This is a genomic window from Terrabacter lapilli (assembly GCF_039531305.1).
GTDB classification, from domain to species: domain Bacteria; phylum Actinomycetota; class Actinomycetes; order Actinomycetales; family Dermatophilaceae; genus Terrabacter; species Terrabacter lapilli.
This window is the reverse complement of the sequence record NZ_BAAAPU010000007.1, coordinates 935136-957920: the sequence shown is the minus strand read 5'-3', so window position 1 is coordinate 957920 and position 22785 is coordinate 935136. Positions and strand designations below refer to the sequence as shown.

The window sequence follows — 22785 nt, the reverse complement described above, 5'->3', positions numbered from 1 at the left end:
CTGTCCGGGTGACGACGAACTGGGACGCCGCCTCCGTGCTCGCCGCTTCCAACGTGTGGGCCTGGGTCCCCGACGGGGCTCCCCACGTCCGCAACGCGGAGTACCTCGTCGTCGCCTACCCCGACTGGTTCATCACGCCGACGTCCGCGCGTGTCTTCGGCTCGGACCGCGACGCGACCGAGCTCGCCGACGAGATCTGCGGCATCGCTCGTCAGTGGGGTCGCGGCCGCCTGTGGTGGCGGCTGTCGGAGTTCACGAGGCCCTCGGGCCTGGAGCCCCTGCTCGAGGAGCGGGGCGCCACCGTCGTCGACCGCATGGACGTCCTCGCGATGCCCATCGCAGACGGCGTGCCCCACCTGCCCGTGCCCGACGACGTGCGGGTCCGGCAGGTGACCGACGAGCAGACGGTCCGCGACGCGCTCGCCGTCGGCAACGACGCCTTCGGTGGCGAGGACCCGAGTGCCGAGCAGGTGGCCACGAGCCTCGCCGAGGTGCAGGCCGGCCTCGCCGACGGCACCGGCGCCAGATGGGTTGCCTACCTCGACGGGCGCCCCGCGGGCACGGGCGGCTACACGCTCGCCGAGGACGTATGCCGTCTCTGGGGTGGGGCGACGCACAGCTCGCTCCGGGGCCGCGGGGCCTACCGCGCCGTGCTCGCCGAGCGCCTCGCCGCGGCTCGGGCCGCCGGCGCCACCCTCGCGCTGACCCACGGCGTGGTCGACACCTCCTCCCCCATCCTCCGCCGGCTCGGCTTCACCCGCTACGGCGAGGAGCGCGTCCTCGTCCAGGACCTGCCGTGAGCGCGGATTCCCTTGGAGCGCAACACGTCTCGCTCGAGTGGGACGAGCGCGGCGGCGTGACCGTCCACATGGACGGCGCCCCGCAGTCGCACGTGCAGCCCGACGACCCGACGCTGCTCGTCTTCGAGTACGTCCAACACCTGGCGCTCGCCATCGACGCGATGCCGGCCGGTCCGCTCGGGGTCACGCACGTCGGCGGGGCGGGCCTCACGCTGCCGCGGTGGGTCGAGGCGACCCGACCGGGTTCGCCGCAGATCGTGCTGGAGCCGGACGAGGCGCTCACCGAGCTCGTGCGCCGCGAGATCCCGCTGCCCCGTCGGCACCGCATCCGCGTGCGCCCCGTCGACGGGCTGACCGGGCTGCGCGCCCTCAAGGAGGACTCCGCGGACGTGGTCGTGACCGATGCCTACGCGGGAGGGCGGGTGCCGGCGGAGCTGGCGGGGACGGCATACGCCCGCGAGGTGACACGGGTGCTGCGCCCGATGGGACTGGGCCTGTGGAACCTCGCCGACGAGCCCGGGATGCGCTGGGTGGCACGGCTGGTCGCGACCGTGGCCACCGCCCTTCCCAACGTCGTGCTCGTCGCGACGCACGAGGTCCTCAAGGGCCGCCGGTTCGGCAACTCGGTGCTGCTCGCGTCTGCGGCGCCACTGCCGCTGGAGGCGCTGCGGCGCGAGGTCGCCCGCGCGGCCCTGCCCACCGGGCTGCGGGAGGGAGCGGCGCTGACCAAGCTGCTGGCCGGCGCCAAGCCCTTCGGCGAGGAGGGGCAGCAGAGCCCACCGCCTCCCGAGACGGGGAGGTGGCGGGCGCGCTGAGCGCACCCCTCGGAAGGGTTCGGGGCGCAGGATTGTTGGAGTCATCGTGAAGAGCATCGGGTTTCTCTCGTTCGGCCACTGGACTCCGTCGCCGCACTCGCAGACGCGGTCCGCGTCCGACGCGCTGCTCCAGTCGATCGACCTGGCGGTCGCGGCGGAGGAGCTCGGCGCCGACGGCGCCTACTTCCGCGTGCACCACTTCGCCCGGCAGCTGGCCTCGCCGTTCCCGCTGCTCGCGGCGGTGGGCGCGCGGACGTCGCGGATCGAGATCGGCACGGGCGTCATCGACATGCGCTACGAGAACCCGCTCTACATGGCCGAGGACGCCGGCGCCGCGGACCTCATCTCCGGCGGCCGGCTGCAGCTCGGCATCAGCCGCGGGTCACCCGAGCAGGTCGTCGACGGCTTCCGCTACTTCGGCTACGAGCCCGAGGGTGACGACCACGCCACGATGGCGCGCCAGCACACCGAGGTCTTCCTGCAGGTCCTGTCCGGTCAGGGCTTCGCGGAGCCGAACCCACGGCCGATGTTCCCCAACCCGCCGGGGCTGCTCCGCATCGAGCCGCACTCGCCCGGGTTGCGCGACCGCATCTGGTGGGGCGCCGGCTCGCGCGCGACCGCCGAGTGGACCGCCGAGCAGGGGATGAACCTCATGAGCTCGACACTGCTGACCGAGGACACGGGCGTCCCGTTCCACGAGCTGCAGGCCGAGCAGATCTCGCGCTTCCGGGACGCCTGGCGAGCAGCCGGGCACCAGCGCGAGCCGCGGGTGTCGGTCAGCCGGAGCATCCTGCCCATCACCAGCGACCTCGACCGGCAGTACTTCTTCCGCGAGACGGCCAGCCGCGACCAGGTCGGTCACCTCGAGGGCGGACTCGCCCGCTTCGGGAAGACGTATGCCGGTGAGCCCGACCAGCTCGTGCGTGACCTCGCGGAGGACTCGGCGATTGCGGCCGCCGACACGCTGCTCATCACCGTGCCCAACCAGCTCGGCGTCGACTACAACGCGCACCTGATCGAGAGCGTGCTCAAGGACGTCGCTCCCGGCCTCGGCTGGCGCTGACCGACCGCTCCGGCCCTCAGTCCTCGCCGAAGACCGCCGGCAGCGTGAACTGGTGGGCCGACCGCAGCTCGGCGACGGACACGGCGAAGTGGCCGACGACGTCGAGGTCGCGCCCACCGGTCACGCCGATGCGCGCGTGCGGCAGGTCGCCGAGGAGTGCCTCGAACTCGGCGGCGTGGCCTGCCGGGACCGCCACGAGCGCTCGCGCGCCGGACTCGGAGAAGAGGGCCGTGAAGACATCGAGCGGGTTGCCGTCGGCGTCGAGGCCGACCCGGTCGATGCCGTCGATCGTCACGCCGACGCCGTGGCGCATGCACGCCTCGGCGAGCGCGACGGCGAGGCCGCCCTCGGAGAGGTCGTGGGCCGCCTCGACGATGCCCGCGCGGGCCGCCTCGACGAGGACCCGGCCGAGCGCCTGCTCGGCCGCCAGGTCGACCTTCGGCGGCACCCCACCGAGGTGCTTGTGGATGACGTGCGCCCACTCGGACCCGTCGAGCTCGGCGCGGGTGGTGCCGAGGAGGTAGACGTGGGCGTCGTCGCTGCGGAAGCCGGAGCCGGAGCGCTTGGACACGTCGTCCATGACGCCGAGGACGCCGATGACCGGCGTCGGGTGGATGGCGACGTCGCCGGTCTGGTTGTAGAACGACACGTTGCCGCCGGTGACGGGGACGCCGAGGAACCTGCACCCCTCGGCGATACCGCGGATCGCCTCGCGGAACTGCCACATGACGCCCGGGTCCTCGGGTGAGCCGAAGTTGAGGCAGTCGGTGACCGCGAGCGGGGCGGCGCCGGTGGTGGCCACGTTGCGGTAGGCCTCGGCGAGCGCGAGCTGCGCCCCGGCATACGGGTCGAGCTTGGCGAAGCGGCTGTTGCAGTCGGTCGAGACGGCGACCCCGCGGCCCGTCTCCTCGTCGACGCGGACGACGCCCGAGTCGTCGGGCTGCGCGAGTGCGGTGTTGCCCAGGACGTAGCGGTCGTACTGGTCGGTGATCCACGACTTGTCGCAGAGGTTCGGCGAGCCGATGAGCGTGAGCAGCTGGGCGCGGATCTCCTCGCCCGTCTCGGGCCTGGCGAGCGCGGCCGCGCTCGAGGCGTTCAGCTCGTCGAGGTAGGCCGGCCGGGCCAGCGGGCGGTCGTAGGTCGGGCCCTCGTGGGCGACCGAGCGCGGCGGCACGTCGACGATGGTCTCGCCGTGCCAGGTGATGACGAGGTGGTCGCCGTCGGTGACCTCGCCGATGACGGTGGCCTCGACGTCCCACTTGTCGGTGATGGCCATGAACTCGTCGAGGTGCTCCGGCGACACGACCGCCATCATGCGCTCCTGCGACTCGGACATGAGGATCTCCTGCGGCTGCAGGCTGGCGTCGCGCAGCGGGACCAGGTCGAGCTCGACCTGCATGCCGCCGTCACCGTTGGACGCGAGCTCGCTGGTGGCACAGGAGAGCCCGGCTCCGCCGAGGTCCTGGATGCCGTCGACGACACCCGCCCTGTAGAGGTCGAGGCAGCACTCGATGAGCACCTTCTCGGCGAACGGGTCGCCGACCTGCACGGCGGGGCGCTTGGTCGGGCCGCCCTCGTCGAAGGTCTCGGAGGCGAGCACCGAGACGCCGCCGATGCCGTCGCCGCCGGTGCGGGCGCCGAAGAGGATGACCTTGTTGCCGGCGCCGGAGGCCTTGGCCAGGTGGATGTCCTCGACGCGCATGGCGCCGACGCAGAGGGCGTTGACGAGCGGGTTGCCCTGGTAGCAGTCGTCGAAGACGACCTCGCCGCCGATGTTGGGCAGGCCGATGCAGTTGCCGTAGCCGCCGACACCCGCGACGACCCCGGGCAGTACGCGCTGGGTGTCGGGGTGGTGGAGGTTGCCGAAGCGGAGCGGGTCCATGACGGCGATCGGGCGCGCACCCATCGACATGATGTCGCGGATGATGCCGCCGACGCCGGTCGCGGCGCCCTGGTAGGGCTCGATGTACGACGGGTGGTTGTGCGACTCGACCTTGAAGGTGACCGCCCAGCCGTCGCCGATGTCGACGACGCCGGCGTTCTCACCGATGCCGACGAGGAGCTTCTCGCGCATCTCGTCGGTGGTGTTCTCGCCCCAGAGCTTGAAGTGGATCTTGCTCGACTTGTAGGAGCAGTGCTCGCTCCACATCACCGAGTACATCGCCAGCTCCGCGATGGTCGGGCGGCGGCCGATGATCTCGCGGATGGTGGCGTACTCGTCGGCCTTGAGCCCGAGCTCGGCCCACGGCTGCTCGACGTCGGGCGTCTCGGCGGCGTGCTGCACCGTGTCGAGGACGGGCGCCACGGGCGCCGGCTGGACGGTCTGCGTGTCGCTCATGCGGTGGCTGCGCTCTCGAGGGTCTGCTTGATGATCGAGGTGAAGAAGCCGCGCCCGTCGAGGCTCGGGCCGTAGCCCTCCTCGACGGCGTGCTCGGGGTGCGGCATGAGCCCGACGACGTTGCCGCGCTCGTTGGTGATGCCGGCGATGTGGCGGTAGGAGCCGTTGGGGTTGCGGCCTTGCGCGTCGGGCACGTAGCGGAAGACGACGCGTCCCTCGCCCTCGAGCTCGTCGAGGGTGCGCTCGTCGGCGACGAAGCCGCCCTCGCCGTTCTTGAGGACGATCGTGATCTCCTGGCCGGCCTCGAAGTCGGAGGTCCACGCGGTGGAGGCGTTCTCGACGACGAGGCGCTGGTCGACGCAGTTGAACTTGCGGTGGTCGTTGCGGATCAGCGCGCCGGGAAGCAGGTGGCTCTCGGTGAGCACCTGGAAGCCGTTGCAGATGCCGAGGACGGGCAGGCCGCCCTGCGCCGCCGGCACGAGCGCGTCCATGACCGGTGCGAACCGGGCGATGGCGCCGCAGCGGAGGTAGTCGCCGTAGGAGAAGCCGCCGGGGAGGATGACGGCGTCGACGCCCTTGAGGTCCGCGTCGCCGTGCCAGAGCGGGACGGCTTCGCCGCCGCACTCGCGGACGGCGCGCGCGGCGTCACGGTCGTCGAGGGAGCCGGGGAACGTGACGACGCCGATCCTCACTGCTCGTCGCCCTCTGCCTCGCCGCCCTCCGAGCCGCCCTCCGAGCCGCCCTCCGAGCCGCCCTCCGAGCCGCCCTGGTCGGACGAGCCGTCCTCGAGCACGTGCACCGAGACGACGTCCTCGATGACGGGGTTGGACAGCAGCTTCTCGGCGGCCTCGCGGGCCGCGGCGAGGTGCTCGTCCGTGACGTCGCCGTCGACGGAGAGCACGAAGCGCTTGCCCTGGCGGACGTCGGTGAAACCGTTGAACCCGAGCCGCGGCAGGGCCCCGCCGACGGCCTGGCCCTGGGGGTCGAGGATCTCAGGCTTGAGCATGACGTCGACGACGATGCTTCCCATCAGTGGTGGTTCTCCTGCGCTGGATGGGTGAGGGGACGTCCCCCCGGACGCCCCGAGTCTATCGGGCGCCCGAGACGCCTCCTGACAACGTCTCAGTGTGGCTGAAGGGCATCGATCGCGACCCCCATCGCCATGCCGACGCGCCAGTCGATGGGCCTGCCGTCGTCCAAGGCGGGCAGGGTCACCCGGTAGGCGTCGCGGACGCCGGCTCGCTTTGCCCAGCTGAGGGCGAGCCGCCCCTCGGCCGTCACGAAGTCGACGTGGAGGAGGAAGGGTCCGGGGACGTCCGCGACGAGGGGGACGACCTCCCAGAGCCGCCGGGCGACGTCGGCCTTGGCGCTGCGCTGGCGCCCGATGAGCTCGCGGCCGTCGGGCAGCCCCAAGGTCCAGGTCGAGGTGAGCGAGGCTGGCGTGAAGTGCTTCCTGAACCAGCCGATCCGCCGCCCGTGGCGGTCGGTGACGTCGTAGGTGGTGCCGAGGTCGAGGCGCCGTCGCGCCCGGAAACCGAAGAGCGGGTGGGCCTTCGCCTCGTCGGTGAAGAACGTGACGTGCTCCCCGGGCGCACTGCGGTCGTGCTCGGCGAAGCACAGCAGGCCGAGCTCGCGCCCGCGCTCGTCGGCGCGCATGACCTCGTACCGGTCGGCCGTCGGGGTCCGCCTGTGGCGCAGGACGTACCGCTCCGCCGGCGCGTCGACGACGGCGTCGGGTGGCGGCTCGCTCATGCGGCCAGCGTGCCACGCGAGTCCTCGTCAGCGGTCGGCCTCGTCGTGAGCGGCGCACCACTGACGAGGAGCCGTTTTCACCGACCGGACGAGGCACCAGGCACAAAGACCGGTCGGTCCCGTCAGAAGGTCTCGCCGGTCAGGCGCTCGTACGCCTCCACGTACTTGGCGCGCGTCTGCTCGACGACGTGCGCGGGCAGCTCCGGCGGAGGACCGCCCGCCTTGCGGTCCCAGCCCGAGTCGGTCGAGGTGAGCCAGTCACGCACGAACTGCTTGTCGTAGGACGGCTGCGGGTGCCCCGGCTCCCACAGTTCCGCCGGCCAGAACCGCGACGAGTCCGGAGTGAGCACCTCGTCGGCGAGGACGAGGCCGCCGCTGCCGTCGGGCGAGACACCGAACTCCACCTTGGTGTCGGCGATGAGGATGCCGCGCTGGGCGGCGATCTCGTTGCCCCGGGCCAGGATCGCGCGGGTCAGGCGCGACACCTCGGCCGCCACGTCGGCGCCGAGCTCGGCCTCGACCTCGGCAGGCGACATCGGCAGGTCGTGCTCGCCCACGGGTGCCTTCGTCGTCGGCGTGAAGACCGGCTCCGGCAGCTTCGAGCCGTCCACGAGCCCGTCCGGCAGCACGACGCCCGACACCGACCCCTTCTCGCGGTACTCCTCGAGTCCGCCACCGGTGAGGTAGGCGCGGGCGATCGCCTCGACCTTGAGCATCTCCAGCTTGCGCACGAGCACGGCGCGCCCCCCGACGGCCTCCGGCACGTCGGTCGACACGACGTGGTTGGGCACGAGGTCGGAGAGCTGGTCGAACCACCACAGCGACAGCCTCGTCAGCACCGCACCCTTGTCGGGGATCTCCGGCGACATCATCCAGTCGTAGGCCGACAGGCGGTTCGAGGCCACGAGGAGCAGCCGGTCGGGCACCACCTCGCCGTCGGCACCGACCGGTGCGTAGAGGTCACGCACCTTGCCCGAGTAGACGTGGGTGTAGCCGGGCAGGTCGAGCGCGCTCATCGAGCCCCTCCGATGGTGATGTCGCCGCGCTCGGCGCGCAGCGCGATGTCGGTGCGGTGGTGCGAGCCGTCGAGCTCGATGACGGCGACGGCGTCGTAGGCCGCCTGGCGGGCCTTGGCGAGTGAGGAAGCCACAGCCACGACGTCGAGGACCCGACCGCCGGCCGAGACCAGCGTCCCCTCCGCGTCGAGGGCCGTGCCGGCGTGGAGCACGACGACACCGGGCACCTCGGCCGCGGCGTCGAGCCCGGTGATCGGGTCGCCGGTGCGCGGCGACGCGGGGTAGCCCGCAGACGCGACGACCACGACGACGGCGTGGTCGTCCGACCACCGCAGCCGGCCGAACTCCGCCAGGCCACCGGTCGCGGCGGCGAGGAGCAGCTGCGCGAAGGGCGTCTCGAGTCGCGCGATCGAGGCCTGCCCGTCCGGGTCGCCGAAGCGCGCGTTGAACTCGATGACCTTGGGCCCACGAGAGGTGAGGGCGAGCCCGACGTAGAGCGTCCCGACGAACGGCGTTCCGCGGCGGCGCATCTCGTCGACCGTCGGCTGCGCGACCCGCCGGACGATCTCGTCGGCCAGGCCCGCCGGGGCCCAGTCCAGTGGCGAGTAGGCGCCCATGCCGCCGGTGTTGGGGCCGTCGTCGTCGTCGCCGACGCGCTTGAAGTCCTGCGCCGGCGCGAGGGCGACCACCGTCTCGCCGTCGCTGATGCAGAAGACGGAGACCTCAGGGCCGTCGAGGAACTCCTCGACGACGAGCCGCCCGTCCGGTTTGTCGAGGCAGGTGCGGGCGTGCTCGAGGGCGACCTCGCGCGAGTCGGTGACGACGACGCCCTTGCCGGCGGCGAGACCGTCGTCCTTGACCACGTGCGGCGCGCCGAGCGCGTCGAGCGCCGCCTCGACCTCGGCCATGGTGGTGCACACGTGCGCGAGGGCCGTCGGCACGTCTGCCGCGGCCATGACCTCCTTGGCGAAGGACTTGCTGCCCTCGAGCCGGGCGGCCTCGGCGGAGGGGCCGAAGACGGCGAACCCGGCCTCCCGGCATACGTCGGCGACGCCCGCGACGAGGGGCGCCTCGGGTCCGACGACGACGAGGTCCACCTCGTGCTCGCGCGCGACGGCGGCGACGGCGGCGCCGTCGAGGATGTCGACGGGCACGCAGAGGGCGGTCGCGTCGATGCCGGGGTTGCCGGGCGCGGCGATCACCGCGTCGACCTCGGGGTCGGCCGCGACGGCCTTGACGAGTGCGTGCTCACGGGCGCCGGAACCGAGGACGAGGACCTTCACGGGCGCCAGCCTAGGGGGCGCCCAGCCGGGCCAGCAGCCGTGCCCGCACGCTGGGCCACTCGTCCGCGAGGATCGAGTGGACGGCCGTGTCGCGCCACGAGCCGTCGGGGCGGCGCACGTCGCGCCGGGTGACGCCCTCGAACGTCGCACCCAGCTTGAGGATCGCGGCCCGCGACCTGGCGTTGACGACGTCGGTCTGGATCTTGACGCGTCCGAAGCCGCACGTGTCGAACGCGTGCCCGAGCAGCAGCAGCTTGGCCTCGGGGTTGACCCGGGTGCCCCACCAGCGCGAGCCGTACATCGTCCAGCCGAGGTGCACGTGCTCGCGTGCGGTGTCGACGTCGCCGAGCGAGCTCGTCCCGACGACGGTGCCCGCGGGGCCGAGGTCCCCGTCGGCGACGAGCCTGATCGTGTATGCCGTCCGGCCCGTCCCGTCGGCAGCTCGGGCCGCCACCGCAGCCGCCACCAGCGCCTCCGTCTCGGAGAGCGTCTGGTGCGGCCGCATCATCGCGTAGCCCTGCTCGTAGCAGCGCAGGTCCGAGTAGACCTCGAAGAGCCCGGGGGCGTCCTCGGGGGTCGTCATGTCGAGCCGGACGAACCGGCCCAGGAGCGGCGCGCCGGTCGGTGCGATACAGGCCTTCTCGAGCATGGAGTGACAGTAGACTTGATGGTTCCCGCGCCACCCAGGCGCCCTTCGAGAGTCCATGGATGTCAGTGAGCACTTCGAACAAGTCGTCCCAGCGGGGCAGCACTCCCGGCGCCCGGGATGCCTCACCGGTGGGCACCAAACGCATCCCCGACGAGCTCGCCCGCGAGATCGCCGTCGAGCAGGCGCACGTCGACCGCGTGCACCAGGAGCTGGAGAAGGCCGGCCTGCGCGCCGACAGCGTCCAGGCGGAGGGCTTGGCCCGCACCCAGTTCGGTCGGCAGGTCGAGATCGGCGACGCGGAGGGAGCCGGCCTCTTCGAGCGCGACGCCCTGATGTTCCACGCGGCCAAGCGGCGCACGGCACTGGACACGCAGTACGAAGGCCTCGTCTTCGGGCGCCTCGACATCGACCACGCCATGCTCCGGGCAGCCGCCGGCTCCGAGGGCAACGGCCACGGCTCCGTCCGCGACGCCTCCGGCGAGGACCGCGAGGTGCGCTACATCGGTCGCCTCGGGGTCCGCGACGACGACTACGAGCCGCTCGTCATCGACTGGCGGGCCCCGGCCGCCTCCCCCTTCTACCGCGCCACGCCGGCCCAGCCGATGGGCGTCATCCGGCGACGTGTCCTGCGCAGCCGCGGCACCACCGTCATCGGTGTCGAGGACGACCTGATGGTGCCCGAGGCGCCCGACGACCTCGTCGTCGTCGGCGACGGCGCCCTCATGGCCGCCCTGACCCGCAGCCGCGGCGAGCGGATGCGCGACATCGTCGCGACGATCCAGGCCCACCAGGACGAGGCGATCCGCGCCAGCGCGCGCGGCATCACCGAGATCACCGGCGGCCCCGGCACGGGCAAGACCGTCGTGGCGCTGCACCGCGCCGCCTACCTGCTCTACTCCGACCGCCGCCGTTTCGAGTCCGGCGGCATCCTCGTCGTCGGTCCGTCGGGCGCCTACACGGCCTACATCGAGCGGGTGCTTCCCTCGCTCGGCGAGGAGAGCGTCATCCTGCGGGCCCTCGGCGACGTGCTGGACGTCGTGCACACCGAGCGCCTCGACTCCCCCGCCGTCGCCCGCACCAAGGGCTCGACCCGCATCCGGACGCTGCTCGGCGCTGCCGTGCGCGGCCGCGTGCCGGAGGCTCCGACCGAGTTCCGCGCCATGGTCGCCGGCCGGCCGGTCCGGCTCGAGGCTCGTGACCTCGACCGCGTCCGGTCTCAGGTGCTGCGCCAGCACCAGCGCAACACCGCCACCGCCGCGGCCCAGGCTGCGCTCGGCGAGGCCGCGTGGACCTCGCTCGGCATCACGGGTGACCGGGAGGCCAAGGAGGAGTTCCTCGACAAGTGGGAGGACCACCTCGACGTCGAGTCGTTCATGCAGGACTGGTGGCCCCAGGTCGATCCCCGGGAGGTGCTGCTCTGGCTCGCCGACCCGGCCCTCGTGCGTCGGCACGCGCGCGGGTCCCTGCGCGAGGACGAGATCGAGCCCCTGGCCGCGTCCTTCCGGCTGGCCCTCGAGACGGGCACGTGGTCGGTGGCCGACGTCGCCCTCATCGACGACGTCGCGGCCCGTCTCGGCCCCGTCCAGGAGGCACCGCAGGAGGAGCGCGGCTTCTACGAGATCGAGGAGCTCGAGGACCTCAGCCAGTACGGCGTCACCGAGGTGCAGCCGGTCCGCAGCGCAGCCCGTGACGACGGCGCTCCCCTCGTGCTCACCCAGCCCCGCGAGAAGCTGCTCGCGGGCCGCATCGGCAAGCCCGACGAGTACGCCCACGTGCTCGTCGACGAGGCACAGGACCTCTCCCCCATGCAGTGGCGCATGGTCGGGCGCCGAGGCCGGTACGCGTCGTGGACCGTCGTCGGTGACGCCGCCCAAGCGTCGTGGCCCGATGCGGCCGAGGCAGCCGCCGCCCGCGAGGAGGCCTTCGGGTCGCAGGTGCGCCAGCAGTTCCACATGGACACCAACTACCGCAACGCGCGGGAGATCTTCGACTTCGCGGCGCAGGTCGTGCGCCGCGAGGTGCCCGACGCGGACATCCCGCAGGCCGTGCGCGAGACCGGCGTCGAGCCGCTCGAGCTACGTCTCGGGGCGGACGTTCTCGCGTCGGTCACCGATGCGGTGCAGTCGCTGCTCGAGCAGGTCGAGGGGGCGATCGCCGTCATCACGCCGGCCGCGCACGCGGCGGCGCTCGCACCGGCCGCCGAGCTGGGCGACGGACGGGTCCAGGTCATCGACCCCATGTCGACGAAGGGGCTCGAGTACGACGCCACCGTGGTCGTCGATCCCGACGAGATCAGCCGCGAGTCGCCCGGCGGCATCCGCGTCCTCTACGTCGCACTCACCCGCGCTGCGCACCGGATGACCATCTTGTCCTGAGGCCGCCGTCCTGGGGCCTTCGTGAGCCTTGCCCACCGACGGTCGGTCAAGGTTTCTCAAAGTTGCGTGCATGTCGTCGACGCCAGCCCCTGTCAGGGGGATGATGGACTCATCGCCGAGGCGAGCGAACCTACCCTCCCCGCTGTCTCCTCCCCCGAGACCCTCGGCGTTGCGCCGGTCCGGCCCCCCCAATACGGACGGCGCAACCAGGCGAGGGGCGAGACGCTACCCCCCTGCATCTCGCCCCTCGCCGCTCCCTGTCACCGGCCGTCAGCGCCCTCACGCTTTCCGAGCCAGCTCCGAGACATTTCTCAGGCGATTGGCATGCACGGCCGCTCACGCCGCTGGTTGCGGCCGTTTCTGGGAGAAGTCTGGGAATACCGCTCTGTGCACTCCAAATGTTGTTCAAGCGGCGGCAAACATTGCGCCGGTGCTCTGGCGCCCTCTTCTTCGACCGACGACTGTTGCGGCACGGTCATCCGGACCGCCCCCGGGGGAAATTCGGCAGCCAGGAGAACGCCTTGAAGAAGAGCTTCATCTCGACGACGATCGCCACCGCCGCGATCGCCGGAACCGCCCTTGCGACAGTCGCCACGAGCGGCGCGCAGGCAGCCACCGCGTCGACCCCCGGCGCGGGAGTCGACCGCGTCGTCGCCGCCGCGAAGGCCCACGGCGCCGCCTTCGGTCTCGACGCGGACCAGGCCCTGAGCACCCGCAGCGTCGCCGCGGACAAGGACGGCACGACCCACGTCCGCTTCGACCGCACGTTCAAGGGACTGCCGGTCGTCGGCGGTGACCTCGTCGTCCACACCGACAAGGCGGGTGGCTGGAAGGGTGTCAACGCCGCTGCCACCTCGGTCCGGGTCCCCTCGACCACCCCTGCCGTCGCTGCCGCCACGGCCGCGACCACCGCGGCCCGCACCGCCGACTTCACAGTCAGCACGTCCAAGCCCACCCTCGCGGTCTACGCGATGGAAGCCCCGGCCCGCCTGGTGTGGAAGACGCAGGTCGACGGCACGGGCTCGCACGGCGAGCCGGCCGGCAAGGTCGTCTTCGTCGACGCTCGCACCGGCTCGGTCGTCGACCAGTGGGCGACGGAGCTCAACGACGCCGGCACGGGCAACAGCCTCTACCTCGGCACGGTGACCCTGCAGACGACGCTCTCCGGCGGCAGCTACCAGCTGGTCGACGGCACGCGCGGCGGAGCGCGCACCGAGGACGCCAACAACGGGGCGACCACCACGACCACCGGCACGCTCTACACCGACGCCGACAACGTCTGGGGCACCGGCTCCAACACGAACCGCCAGAGCGCCGCGGTCGACGCCGACTTCGGGGTCGGCGCAACCTGGGACTTCTACAAGAACACCTTCGGGCGCAACGGCATCAAGAACGACGGCAAGGGCGCCCGCAGCCTGGTCCACGTCGGCACGAACTGGGTCAACGCCTCGTGGAGCGACACCTGCTTCTGCATGCGCTACGGCGACGGTGACGGCGTCAGCTACGCCCCGCTCGTCTCGCTCGACGTCGCCGGACACGAGATGACCCACGGCGTGACGTCGGCGACGGCCGGTCTGACCTACGCCCGCGAATCCGGCGGCCTCAACGAGTCGACGTCCGACGTCATGGGCACGATGGTCGAGTTCACGGCCAACACCTCCGGCGACCCGGGCGACTACCTCATCGGCGAGCGCTTCGCCATCGGCTCGGGCGGTCCGCTGCGCTACATGGACAAGCCGAGCAAGGACGGCGCCTCCGCGGACTGCTACAGCAAGCGGGTGGGCACCCTCGACGTGCACTACTCCTCGGGGGTCGGCAACCACCTCTTCTACCTGCTGTCCGAGGGCAGCGGCGCCAAGACGTTGAACGGCGTGAGCTACAACAGCCCGACGTGCAACGGCTCCACGGTGACCGGCATCGGCCACGACGCCGCGGCCGCCATCTGGTACCGCGCCCTGACGACGTACTGGACCTCGTCGACCAACTACGCGGGTGCCCGCACCGGGATGCTCTCGGCGGCCAAGGACCTCTACGGAGCCGGCAGCGCCCAGTACACGGCGACCGCCGCCGCCTGGTCGGCCGTCGGGGTCAACTGACCCGGACGCCTCGCACACGCAAGTGCCCACTCGACGGTCGTCGACTGGGCACTTCGCGTTCGTGGCCGTATGCCGAGTGGCTCAGTGACCGAGGAGCGTGCGCACCCGGTCGGCGCCGACCGCGAGCAGAAGGGTGGGCAGGCGCGGGCCGGTGTCCTTGCTGACCAGCAGGCGGTAGACGAGGACGAAGAAGGCGCGCTGCGCCGCGGACAGCTCGGGGTCCTTCACCTTGGCCGCCGGGTCGATACCGCGCTGGATCTTCGGCACGCCGTAGACGAGGTGGGTCAGGCCGTCGAGCGACCAGTGCTCGTCGAGCCCGTCGACGAGCAGGCGCAGCGACTCGCGCTGCGCCTCGTTGAGGCTGCCGAGCAGCTCCGCATCCGGCTCGGAGCGCACGATGGTGCGGTCCTCGGCCGGCACGTAGCCGAGCATCCAGCGCTCCGCGCAGTCGAGCCGGGGCCGCAGGTCGTCGGTCGAGGTCACCGGGTTGTCGGGCTCGAGCTCGCCGAGGATGCGCACGGCCTGCGCCTCGTCGCCCTGGGTCACGTCGATGACCGAGGCGATGGTGCGGAAGGGCATGGGTCGCGGCGTCATGGGCAGCGGGCCTGCCGCGGTCGACGTGGCGCGCTGGTGGGCGGCCAGGTCACCGGCCTGGGCGGAGCCGTCGGCGACCTTGCGCCCCAGCGCGTCCCACTCGTCGTAGAGGCGCTGCAGCTCCGGCCCGAAGGCGACGTCGAAGCTCTGGTTGGGCCGGCGCCGGGCGTAGAGCCAGCGCAGCACCGGCGCCTCCATGACCTCGAGCGCGTCGGTCGGGATCGGCACGCCACCCTTGCTCGAGCTCATCTTGGCCATGCCGGCGATGCCGACGAACGCGTACATCGGGCCGATCGGGCGCTCCCAGCCGAAGATCGGCGCGAGGTCCTTGCCGACGACGAAGCTCGACCCTGGGCTCTGGTGATCGACGCCCGACGGCTCGAACATCACGTGCTCGTGCGCCCAGCGCATCGGCCAGTCGACCTTCCACACGAGCTTGCCGTTGGTGAAGGTGTCGAGGTCGACGGTCTCGGTGTGACCGCACTTCGCGCACTCGTAGGTCAGCTCGTGGCTGTCGTCGTCGTAGGCGGTGACGGTCGTGAAGTCGGTGCCACAGCTCGTGCAGAACGGCTTGAACGGGTAGTAGCCGGCCTTGCCCTGGCTGCCGTCGTCCTCGGTCGCCGCGCCGGAGCCGCGCTCGGCCTCGGTGGCTGCGGCAGCCTGCTCCTCGGTGAGCTTCGTGGCCTTGCTGCCGCCGCCGCCGCCCTGCTGGCCGCCCTTGCCCTTGCCGCTGGCCTTCTGGCGGGCGGCCTCGACGGCCTCGAGCGTGCGGTACTGGTCGAGCACCTTGTCGATGGTGGTGCGCTCACGCATGGCGAGCAGCACCTGCTCCCGGTAGACGCCGGCGCGGTACTGCTCGGTCTGGCTGATCTGGCGCACCTCGATGCCGGTGGCCGCCATCGCCTCGAGCAGCGGCGCCTTGAAGTGGTCGGCCCAGCTGGCGTGGGGCGAGCCGGCGGGCGGCGGCACGGAGGTGAGCGGCATACCGATGTACTGCTCCCACGAGTCGTCCACTCCCGCAAGGTTCTTCGGCACGCGCCGGAAGCGGTCGAAGTCGTCCCAGCTGAGGATGTGCTCGCAGTCGATGCCGCGGCGCTTGATCTCGTCGGCGACCAGGTGCGGCGTGATGAGCTCACGGAAGTTGCCGAGGTGGATCGGCCCGGACGGGCTGATGCCGGACGCGCAGACGATCTTCTCGCCGGGGTTGCGCTCCTGCGCCTCGGCGATCACGTCGTCGGCCAGACGCGTGACCCAGTCGAGCGGGGTGACCTCTTCAGTCATGGGTTTCCTTCAGCTCCAGAACTTTGCGGTCAGCCCGCGACGGCCGGCTTGAGCGGGAAGCGCTCGATGATCTCGTCACGGCCCGGACCGACACCGATCGCGGACACGCGGGCACCGATGAGCTCCTCGACGCGCAGGACGTAGGCCTGGGCGTTGGCCGGCAGGTCCTCGAAGGTGCGGCACCGGCTGATGTCCTCCCACCAGCCGGGCAGCTCCTCGTAGATCGGCTTCGCGTGGTGGAAGTCGGTCTGGTTGACCGGCATCTCGTCGTGGCGCACGCCGTCGACGTCGTAGGCGACGCAGACCGGGACCTTCTCGAGCCCGGTCAGGATGTCGAGCTTGGTGATGACGAAGTCCGTGACGCCGTTGATCCGGGTCGCGTAGCGGCCGATGACGGTGTCGAGCCAACCGCAGCGGCGCGGGCGGCCCGTGGTGACACCGAACTCGGCGCCCGTCTTCCGGAGGAACTCGCCCATGTCGTCGTGCAGCTCGGTCGGGAAGGGGCCCTCGCCGACGCGCGTCGTGTAGGCCTTGAGGATCGCGATGACCGAGTCGATGCGGGTCGGCGGCACACCGGACCCGGTGCAGGCGCCGGCCGCGACGGCGTTGCTGGACGTGACGTAGGGGTAGGTGCCGTGGTCGACGTCGAGCAGGGTCGCCTGCCCGGCCTCGAAGAGCACCGTGTCGCCCCGGTCGAGGGCCCGGCTCAGCTCGAGGCTCGTGTCGGCGACCATGGGGGCCAGGCGGCCGGCATACGACAGGAGCTCCTCGACGACCTCGTCGACCTCGGAGCCGCGGGTGTTGTAGACCTTCGCGAGGATCTGGTTCTTCAGCTCGAGGGCCGCCTCGACCTTCTGGCGCAGGATGCCCTCGTCGTAGAGGTCCTGGATGCGGATGCCGACACGGTTCATCTTGTCGGCGTACGTCGGGCCGATGCCCCGGCCGGTCGTGCCGATGCGGCGCTTGCCCAGGAAGCGCTCGGTCACCTTGTCGATGGTGCGGTTGTAGCTCGGGATCACGTGCGCGTTGGCGCTGACGAGCAGCTTGCTCGTGTCGATGCCGCGGGCCTGCAGGCCGTCGAGCTCCTCGAAGAGGACCGACAGGTCGATGACGACGCCGTTGCCGATGACCGGCGTGCAGTTCGGCGACAGGATGCCGGAGGGCAGCAGGTGCAGCGCGTACTTCTCGCGCTTGCCGTCCTTCTCGATGACGACGGTGTGGCCGGCGTTGTTGCCGCCGTTGAACTTCACGACGTAGTCGACGCTGCTGCCGAGCAGGTCGGTCGCCTTGCCCTTGCCCTCGTCGCCCCACTGCGCTCCGACGAGCACGATTGCCGGCATCGGTCTGCCTTCCGGTTGTGGTCCAAGCCAACCGCAAGGTTATCGGTTCGGGACCCGTGCCCCCGACCCCGGCCGCCGGCCGCCAGCCGTCGGTCCGTCCGTCCTCGCCCACTGGGTCTCTTGGCCACTGCTGCGGCCTGCTGTACGCGGTGGACCGCGTACAGAGTGCTCCGAACGCATACCGTCGCACCGTTCCGTCACGCTGCCGCGAGCGCCACGGCGGCGTCGACCCGGCCCCGGACCGCCGCCGGGTCGCGCAGGTCAGCCATCGTGACCCGGACGACGACCCACCCCAACGAGCGGATGCGGTCCTCGCGCAGCTTCTCCTCCCAGAGCGCCTCCCGGCTCTCGTACTTCACCCGCCCGTCGAACTCGACCAGCACGTGCGTCCCGGTCAGCCGTAGGTCGGCACGGTAACCCTGGCCGCCCCGCGTCCACTTCCCGGTGCCCGGCACGACGAACTGCGGCTCGACGGGGTGCCCGGCCAGCCGCAGGAGGTGGGCGACCAGCGTCTCCCCCGGGGACTCGTGCCGTGGATCGCACCAGTCGCGCACAGCCCGCACTCCGGCGGCGCCGTGACGACGGCCGAGCGCGTCCACCGCGGCGGTGAGCTCGGCCGCGGTGACCAGGCCTCGCCGGAGGGCGTCGTCCGCGGGGACGAGGAACGAGCGTGGGTCCGTCAGCCCGGCGGCCGCGATGGCGACGGCCGGATGGACCGTCCCCACCGCGGGCCTGGGTGCGAGCAAGGGTGCCGTCGGCCGGTGCGCGTGCACGACGAGATCTGCCTTGCGGTGCCTGTTGAGCCCCGGGTCGGTCAGGGCGAGGTGCACGCGACGCAGGTCCGGCCGCCACGTGGCGATCCGGAGACGCAGCAGGGCCGACGCGTCGGTCGCGACAGCGCGTCCGTCGTACTCCGCGAGCAGCGCCGCGACGCGCAGGCGGTGCAGGTCGGCGTCGTCACGGGGCTGGCGCGTCGCGTACCAGCCGCGGTGGAGTCTGACGATGCGCCGGTCCCGGAGCAGCCGGCGCAGGTCGGCGCGGGTCAGGCCGAGCGCCGTGGCGCGCGCGGCCGGGAAGACGTCGTCGTGGGCGATGAGGGCGGGGTCCATGTGCCGACCCTGCTTCGGCCCGCACCGGGGCGCCATCGCCGACTCGGCGGCTGTGGATGCCGCACCGGCATGCGGACGGGGTGTGGACGCGCCCGATCCCTGTGTGGGCGGCACGGTCCTTCGGTACGTGGTCGACCACGTACCGAAGGACGGGACGCCGGCGGACGAACCGAGCATGGACCGGACCGGCTCAGTGGCTCGCGAGCCAGTCCTCGAGGTACTCGGCGACGCCGTCCTCGCGGTGGTGGGCGGTGACCGCCGTCGCGGCCTCGAGGGCGGGGTCGACGGCGTTGGCGACGGCGACGGCGGTGCCGGCCACCTCGAACGCCGAGACGTCGTTGTGGTTGTCGCCGAAGAAGACGGTGTCGGCGAGGTCGACGCCGAGCTCGCCCGCCAGGGCCTGCAGCCCGTCACCCTTGGAGCAGCCGGCATTGGCGATCTCGAGGTAGGTGGGCTTCGACCGGTACGTCACCATGCCGGCACGGCCGGCGAGCGCCGCCTCCAGCTCGTCGACCAGTGCGGGATCGCCCATCGCCATCACCTTGTGCGGCGGTTGCGTGTCGACGCGCCCGCTCGCCACGTAGTCGTGCGCCGACTCGGCATTCGGGTCGACGGCCGTGATCGTCGCCTCCCGCTCGGTCCACTCGTCCGGGCCCCAGGCGTACCAGTCGTCACCGGCGAAGAAGCTCGCGTGGAGTCCGAGCCGCGAGCACACGGCATACGCCTCCCGGGCGTCGCCCGCTGCGATCGGCACGTCGGTGACGACGCTCCGGTCGGCGCGGAGCACGAGGCCGCCGTTGTACGCGATGAGCGGGGCCGGATCGACGCCGCAGAGCCGCTCGAGCCCCTCCAGGGACGCGGGCATCCGCGAGGAGCACAGGACGAAGGCGTGCCCCGCCGACCGCACCGCCCGGATGGCGGCGACGGTGCGGTCGGACAGGGTGCGTCGGTGGTCGAGGAGCGTGCCGTCGACGTCGGAGCAGAAGAGCGTCATGCGGTGGAGCTCAGAGACCAAGCTCCCGCGCCGCCTCGGCCGAGCTGTCGCGGAGGAACTGCGTGCAGCGGGCCTCCTCGTCGCTCTCGCCGATGGCGCGGGCGGCGCGCGCGAGCGCGGCGAGGGCGCGGAGGAAGCCGCGGTTCGGCTCGTGCGACCACGGGACGGGCCCCTGGCCACGCCAGCCCGACTTGCGCAAGCTGTCGAGCGCGCGGTGGTAGCCGGTGCGGGCGTACGCGTACGCCTCGACGTCGCGGTCACCGTCGGCCAGCGCGTCCTCGGCGAGGACGGCCCACGCGAGCGAGCTCGCGGGGAAGGCCGCGGCCACCTGGACCGGGTCTACGCCGGCGTCGAGCCTCTCGGCCGCCGGGTCGGGTGCGAGGCGGGTCTCGGGGATGCCGAGCAGGTTGTCGCTCACGCGCGGGTCCCCGCCGAGCGCAGCGCGGTGCAGGCCTCGACGACGCGCACGGCCATGGCCTCCTCGGCCGCCTTGCCCCATGCGCGCGGGTCGTACTGCTTCTTGTTGCCGACCTCGCCGTCGATCTTGAGGACGCCGGCGTAGCCGGAGATCATCCAGTCGGCGATCTTGCGGGTGAAGGCGTACTGCGTGTCGGTGTCGACGTTCATCTTGATGACGCCGTTGTCGACGGCCGCCGAGATCTCCTCGGGCAGCGAGCCCGAGCCGCCGTGGAAGACGAGGTCGAACGGGCGCGCGTCGTCCCCGAGGCCCAGCTCCTTGGCCGCGGCCTGCTGGGCCTGCAGGAGGATCTCGGGGCGCAGCTTGACGTTGCCCGGCTTGTAGACGCCGTGGACGTTGCCAAAGGTCAGGGCCGTCAGGTAGCGGCCGTTCTCGCCGGCGCCGAGCGCCTTGACCGTGGCGATGGCGTCCTCGGGCGTCGAGTAGAGCTTCTCGTCGATGGCGCCCTCGACGCCGTCCTCCTCGCCGCCGACGACGCCGACCTCGATCTCGAGGATGACGTTCGCGGCCTTGGCGAGGGCGAGCAGCTCCTGCGCGATCTGGAGGTTCTCCTCGAGCGGCACGGCCGAGCCGTCCCACATGTGCGACTGGAACCACGGCGTGCCGCCGGCCTTCACGCGCTCGGTGCTGGCCGCGAGGAGCGGGCGCACGAAGCCGTCCAGCTTGTCCTTGGGGCAGTGGTCGGTGTGCAGCGCGATGTTGACGGGGTAGTTCTTGGCCACCTCGTGCGCGTAGGCCGCGAACGCCAGCGAACCGCTCACCATGTTCTTGATGCTCGGGCCGGAGAGGTACTCGGCCCCACCCGTCGAGACCTGGATGATGCCGTCGGAGCCGGCGTCGGCGAAGCCCTTGAGCGCGGCGTTCAGCGTCTGCGAGCTCGAGACGTTGATGGCGGGGTACGCGAAGGAGCCGGCCTTCGCGCGGTCGAGCATGTCGGCATACACCTCGGGGGTGGCGATGGGCATTGCAACTCCTGCTGTCTGGGAAGCGGGTTCCTGGTCCGTCGGAAATCCTGCCACGTATGCCGTCCCGCGTCGGCGGGTGCCCACGAACCGGTGAGCGCCCGCTCACCAGGCACCCGACGGGCTCGACCAGGTCAGCGCCGCGGGTCGAAGACGTAGGGCGTCGTCGTCGCCACGCGGTGCAGGCCGAGGCGTCGCAGGATCGGCTCGGAGTCGGGTGAGGCGTCGACCCGGACGTAGTCCTTGCCGCGCTCGAGGCCGAGCCGCGCCCGGTGGAGCAGGGTGGCGCGGTAGAGGCCGCGACCGCGCCACTGCGGCAGGGTGGAGCCGCCCCACAAGCCGGTGAAGCTGCTCTCGTCGTACTCGCCGCGGGCCGCGCAGAGCACCGGTCCCTCGCGGGACTCCTCGACCACGACGACGTGCATCGACTCGGGCCGGGCGACCCAGTCGGGGTAGAGCGAGTCGGTGACGTAGGCGTGGTCCTCGCCCCACACCGTCTCGGACATGGTGCGGAAGCGCACGAAGTCCTCGTAGCAGTCGGCCGCCCGGACGACCACGCCCTCGGGCAGGTGCAGCTCCTGCTCGGCCAGGGGCGCCGCCTCGCCCAGGATGAGGGCCTCGTCGTCCTCGCGTACGAAGCCGGCCGCCTCGAGCCGGGGACCGAGGTCGGCCGGCTCGTCGTAGTCGTACGTCTTCCACTCGACGCGCTGCCCGCGCTCGGCGAAGAAGTCGCGGACCCGGGCGATCCGCGCCTCGGGGTCCTCCCCCAGCCCGTCGGGGCTCTCGACCATCGCGAAGTGGCCGGCGGGGTCGAGGTCGTAGTGCTTGCGGACCGGGCCGTCGAGCTCGACCGGACGCTCGGCCGTCCCGACCGGGACGGGGGCGCGGGTCTGGTCGTGGAAGACGCGGAGCAGCTGGTCGGGACCGACGGCATCGCGGTCGGCGGCGGGGAGGGCATCGCTCTGGAACGAAGAGGGGTTCACACGCGAAGCCAAGCATGGTCGAATCCGTCTCGTCATGCGTGTTTCCTCGCCCTCCACGCGCGCCGCCGCCGCCCTCGCCGATGCCCGCCCTGTCCCCTTCTGGACGGACCGACCCGAGCGTCCGGCACCGCGGGCACCCCTGACCGGCGCCGCGCGGCCCACCGACCTGCTCGTCGTCGGCGGCGGCTTCACCGGGCTGTGGGCCGCCATCCAGGCCAAGGAGGCGGACCCGTCTCGCGACGTCGTCGTGGTCGAGGGCGGGCGGCTGGCCGACGGGGCCTCCGGTCGCAACGGCGGATTCCTCGCGCCGTCGCTGACGCACGGGCTGGCCCAGGGCGTGAGCTGCTGGCCCGACGAGATGCCGGTTCTCGACCGGCTCGCCGCGGAGAACGTCGCGGGCTTCGAGAGGACGCTGACGGCATACGGCATCGACGCGGACTTCCACCGTCCCGGGGAGCTGACCCTCGCCCTGACGCAGCACCAGGTGCCCGCGGTGCGCGAGGCGTACGAGCTGCACCGGGCGCACGGCGTCCCGGCCCAGCTCCTCGACGCCGAGGGGGCGCAGGCGCGGGTGCACTCGCCACGCTACCTCGCCGGGATGTACGACCCCGAGGTGGCGCTCGTCGACCCGGCCCGACTCGTCTGGGGGCTCGCCCGCGCGGCCGAGTCGCTCGGGGTGCGCCTCCACGAGCACACGCGCGCAAGGGGATTCGACGTGGATGGCGCCGGCGTGCGCGTCACTCTCGAGCGCGGCTCGATCCACGCCCGCCGCGTCGTCATCGGCACCAACGCGTCGCAGGGGGTGCTCCGCCGCTTCAGCGCCTGGGTGCTCCCGGTCTACGACCACGTCCTCATGA

At 72.1% G+C, this 22785-nt stretch carries 20 protein-coding genes; 6 read left to right on the top strand and 14 right to left on the bottom strand.

The window, feature by feature from the left end:
• Window positions 1-8 precede the first annotated feature (8 nt).
• Genes ABD241_RS12360 through ABD241_RS12350 form a run of 3 tightly spaced genes read left to right on the top strand, consistent with a single transcriptional unit; the run spans window position 9 to window position 2678 of the window.
• The gene (locus tag ABD241_RS12360) at window positions 9-800 is read left to right on the top strand and encodes a GNAT family N-acetyltransferase (RefSeq protein ID WP_344062738.1); all 792 of its coding nucleotides are present in this window, start codon (window positions 9-11) and stop codon (window positions 798-800) included.
• Window positions 797-1615, top strand: a complete 819-nt coding sequence (locus ABD241_RS12355) for a spermidine synthase (RefSeq protein ID WP_344062735.1) — start codon at window positions 797-799, stop codon at window positions 1613-1615. The genes ABD241_RS12360 and ABD241_RS12355 overlap by 4 nt, the downstream gene beginning before the upstream one ends.
• A gap of 46 nt (window positions 1616-1661) precedes the next feature.
• Entirely contained in the window at window positions 1662-2678 is a 1017-nt protein-coding gene (locus ABD241_RS12350; RefSeq protein WP_344062732.1) for an LLM class flavin-dependent oxidoreductase, read from the top strand.
• A gap of 16 nt (window positions 2679-2694) precedes the next feature.
• On the opposite strand, the gene purL is transcribed toward ABD241_RS12350, so the two are convergent.
• The 7 genes from purL to ABD241_RS12315 form a co-directional block, all read right to left on the bottom strand.
• Window positions 2695-5016, bottom strand: a complete 2322-nt coding sequence (gene purL / locus ABD241_RS12345; RefSeq protein WP_344062729.1) for a phosphoribosylformylglycinamidine synthase subunit PurL — start codon at window positions 5014-5016, stop codon at window positions 2695-2697.
• A complete protein-coding gene (gene purQ, locus ABD241_RS12340) occupies window positions 5013-5708 on the bottom strand; it encodes a phosphoribosylformylglycinamidine synthase subunit PurQ (protein WP_344062726.1) in 696 nt (231 codons plus the stop codon). The genes purL and purQ overlap by 4 nt, the downstream gene beginning before the upstream one ends.
• The gene (gene purS, locus ABD241_RS12335) at window positions 5705-6046 is read right to left on the bottom strand and encodes a phosphoribosylformylglycinamidine synthase subunit PurS (protein WP_344062723.1); all 342 of its coding nucleotides are present in this window, start codon (window positions 6044-6046) and stop codon (window positions 5705-5707) included. Before purS ends, purQ begins: the two co-directional genes overlap by 4 nt.
• Before the next feature lie 92 nt (window positions 6047-6138).
• Entirely contained in the window at window positions 6139-6768 is a 630-nt protein-coding gene (locus ABD241_RS12330) for a hypothetical protein (protein WP_344062720.1), read from the bottom strand.
• Window positions 6769-6890: 122 nt separating this feature from the next.
• The gene (locus tag ABD241_RS12325; protein WP_344062717.1) at window positions 6891-7784 is read right to left on the bottom strand and encodes a phosphoribosylaminoimidazolesuccinocarboxamide synthase; all 894 of its coding nucleotides are present in this window, start codon (window positions 7782-7784) and stop codon (window positions 6891-6893) included.
• The gene (gene purD, locus ABD241_RS12320) at window positions 7781-9067 is read right to left on the bottom strand and encodes a phosphoribosylamine--glycine ligase (RefSeq protein ID WP_344062714.1); all 1287 of its coding nucleotides are present in this window, start codon (window positions 9065-9067) and stop codon (window positions 7781-7783) included. The genes ABD241_RS12325 and purD overlap by 4 nt, the downstream gene beginning before the upstream one ends.
• Before the next feature lie 10 nt (window positions 9068-9077).
• On the bottom strand, window positions 9078-9716 hold the full coding sequence (locus tag ABD241_RS12315; RefSeq protein ID WP_344062711.1) for a GNAT family N-acetyltransferase: 639 nt from the start codon (window positions 9714-9716) through the stop codon (window positions 9078-9080).
• Window positions 9717-9775: 59 nt separating this feature from the next.
• Here ABD241_RS12315 and ABD241_RS12310 point away from each other — a divergent pair, with 59 nt between their 5' ends.
• The gene (locus tag ABD241_RS12310) at window positions 9776-12091 is read left to right on the top strand and encodes a HelD family protein (protein WP_344062708.1); all 2316 of its coding nucleotides are present in this window, start codon (window positions 9776-9778) and stop codon (window positions 12089-12091) included.
• A gap of 521 nt (window positions 12092-12612) precedes the next feature.
• Entirely contained in the window at window positions 12613-14187 is a 1575-nt protein-coding gene (locus tag ABD241_RS12305) for a M4 family metallopeptidase (RefSeq protein WP_344062705.1), read from the top strand.
• A gap of 81 nt (window positions 14188-14268) precedes the next feature.
• Here ABD241_RS12305 and lysS read toward each other — a convergent pair whose 3' ends face one another.
• The 7 genes from lysS to ABD241_RS12270 form a co-directional block, all read right to left on the bottom strand.
• Complete coding sequence (gene lysS, locus ABD241_RS12300; protein ID WP_344062702.1) at window positions 14269-16062, bottom strand: lysine--tRNA ligase; 1794 nt, start codon at window positions 16060-16062, stop codon at window positions 14269-14271.
• Between the two features lie 29 nt (window positions 16063-16091).
• Window positions 16092-17402, bottom strand: coding sequence for an adenylosuccinate synthase (locus ABD241_RS12295; RefSeq protein ID WP_344062699.1), 1311 nt, complete (start codon window positions 17400-17402; stop codon window positions 16092-16094).
• 197 nt (window positions 17403-17599) lie between these two features.
• Window positions 17600-18511, bottom strand: a complete 912-nt coding sequence (locus ABD241_RS12290; protein WP_344062696.1) for a hypothetical protein — start codon at window positions 18509-18511, stop codon at window positions 17600-17602.
• A gap of 190 nt (window positions 18512-18701) precedes the next feature.
• Complete coding sequence (locus ABD241_RS12285; RefSeq protein ID WP_344062693.1) at window positions 18702-19505, bottom strand: Cof-type HAD-IIB family hydrolase; 804 nt, start codon at window positions 19503-19505, stop codon at window positions 18702-18704.
• A gap of 10 nt (window positions 19506-19515) precedes the next feature.
• A complete protein-coding gene (locus ABD241_RS12280; protein WP_344062690.1) occupies window positions 19516-19923 on the bottom strand; it encodes a DUF3151 domain-containing protein in 408 nt (135 codons plus the stop codon).
• Window positions 19920-20948 carry a class II fructose-bisphosphate aldolase gene (gene fbaA, locus ABD241_RS12275; RefSeq protein WP_344062687.1) on the bottom strand — a complete coding sequence of 343 codons (1029 nt, stop codon included), beginning with the start codon at window positions 20946-20948 and terminating at the stop codon, window positions 19920-19922. Before fbaA ends, ABD241_RS12280 begins: the two co-directional genes overlap by 4 nt.
• 131 nt (window positions 20949-21079) lie before the next feature.
• Window positions 21080-21928, bottom strand: coding sequence for a GNAT family N-acetyltransferase (locus tag ABD241_RS12270; protein WP_344062684.1), 849 nt, complete (start codon window positions 21926-21928; stop codon window positions 21080-21082).
• A gap of 34 nt (window positions 21929-21962) precedes the next feature.
• On the opposite strand from ABD241_RS12270, the gene ABD241_RS12265 reads away from it, so the two are divergent.
• On the top strand, window positions 21963-22785 hold an 823-nt coding region (locus ABD241_RS12265), incomplete at its 3' end, for an NAD(P)/FAD-dependent oxidoreductase (RefSeq protein ID WP_344062681.1).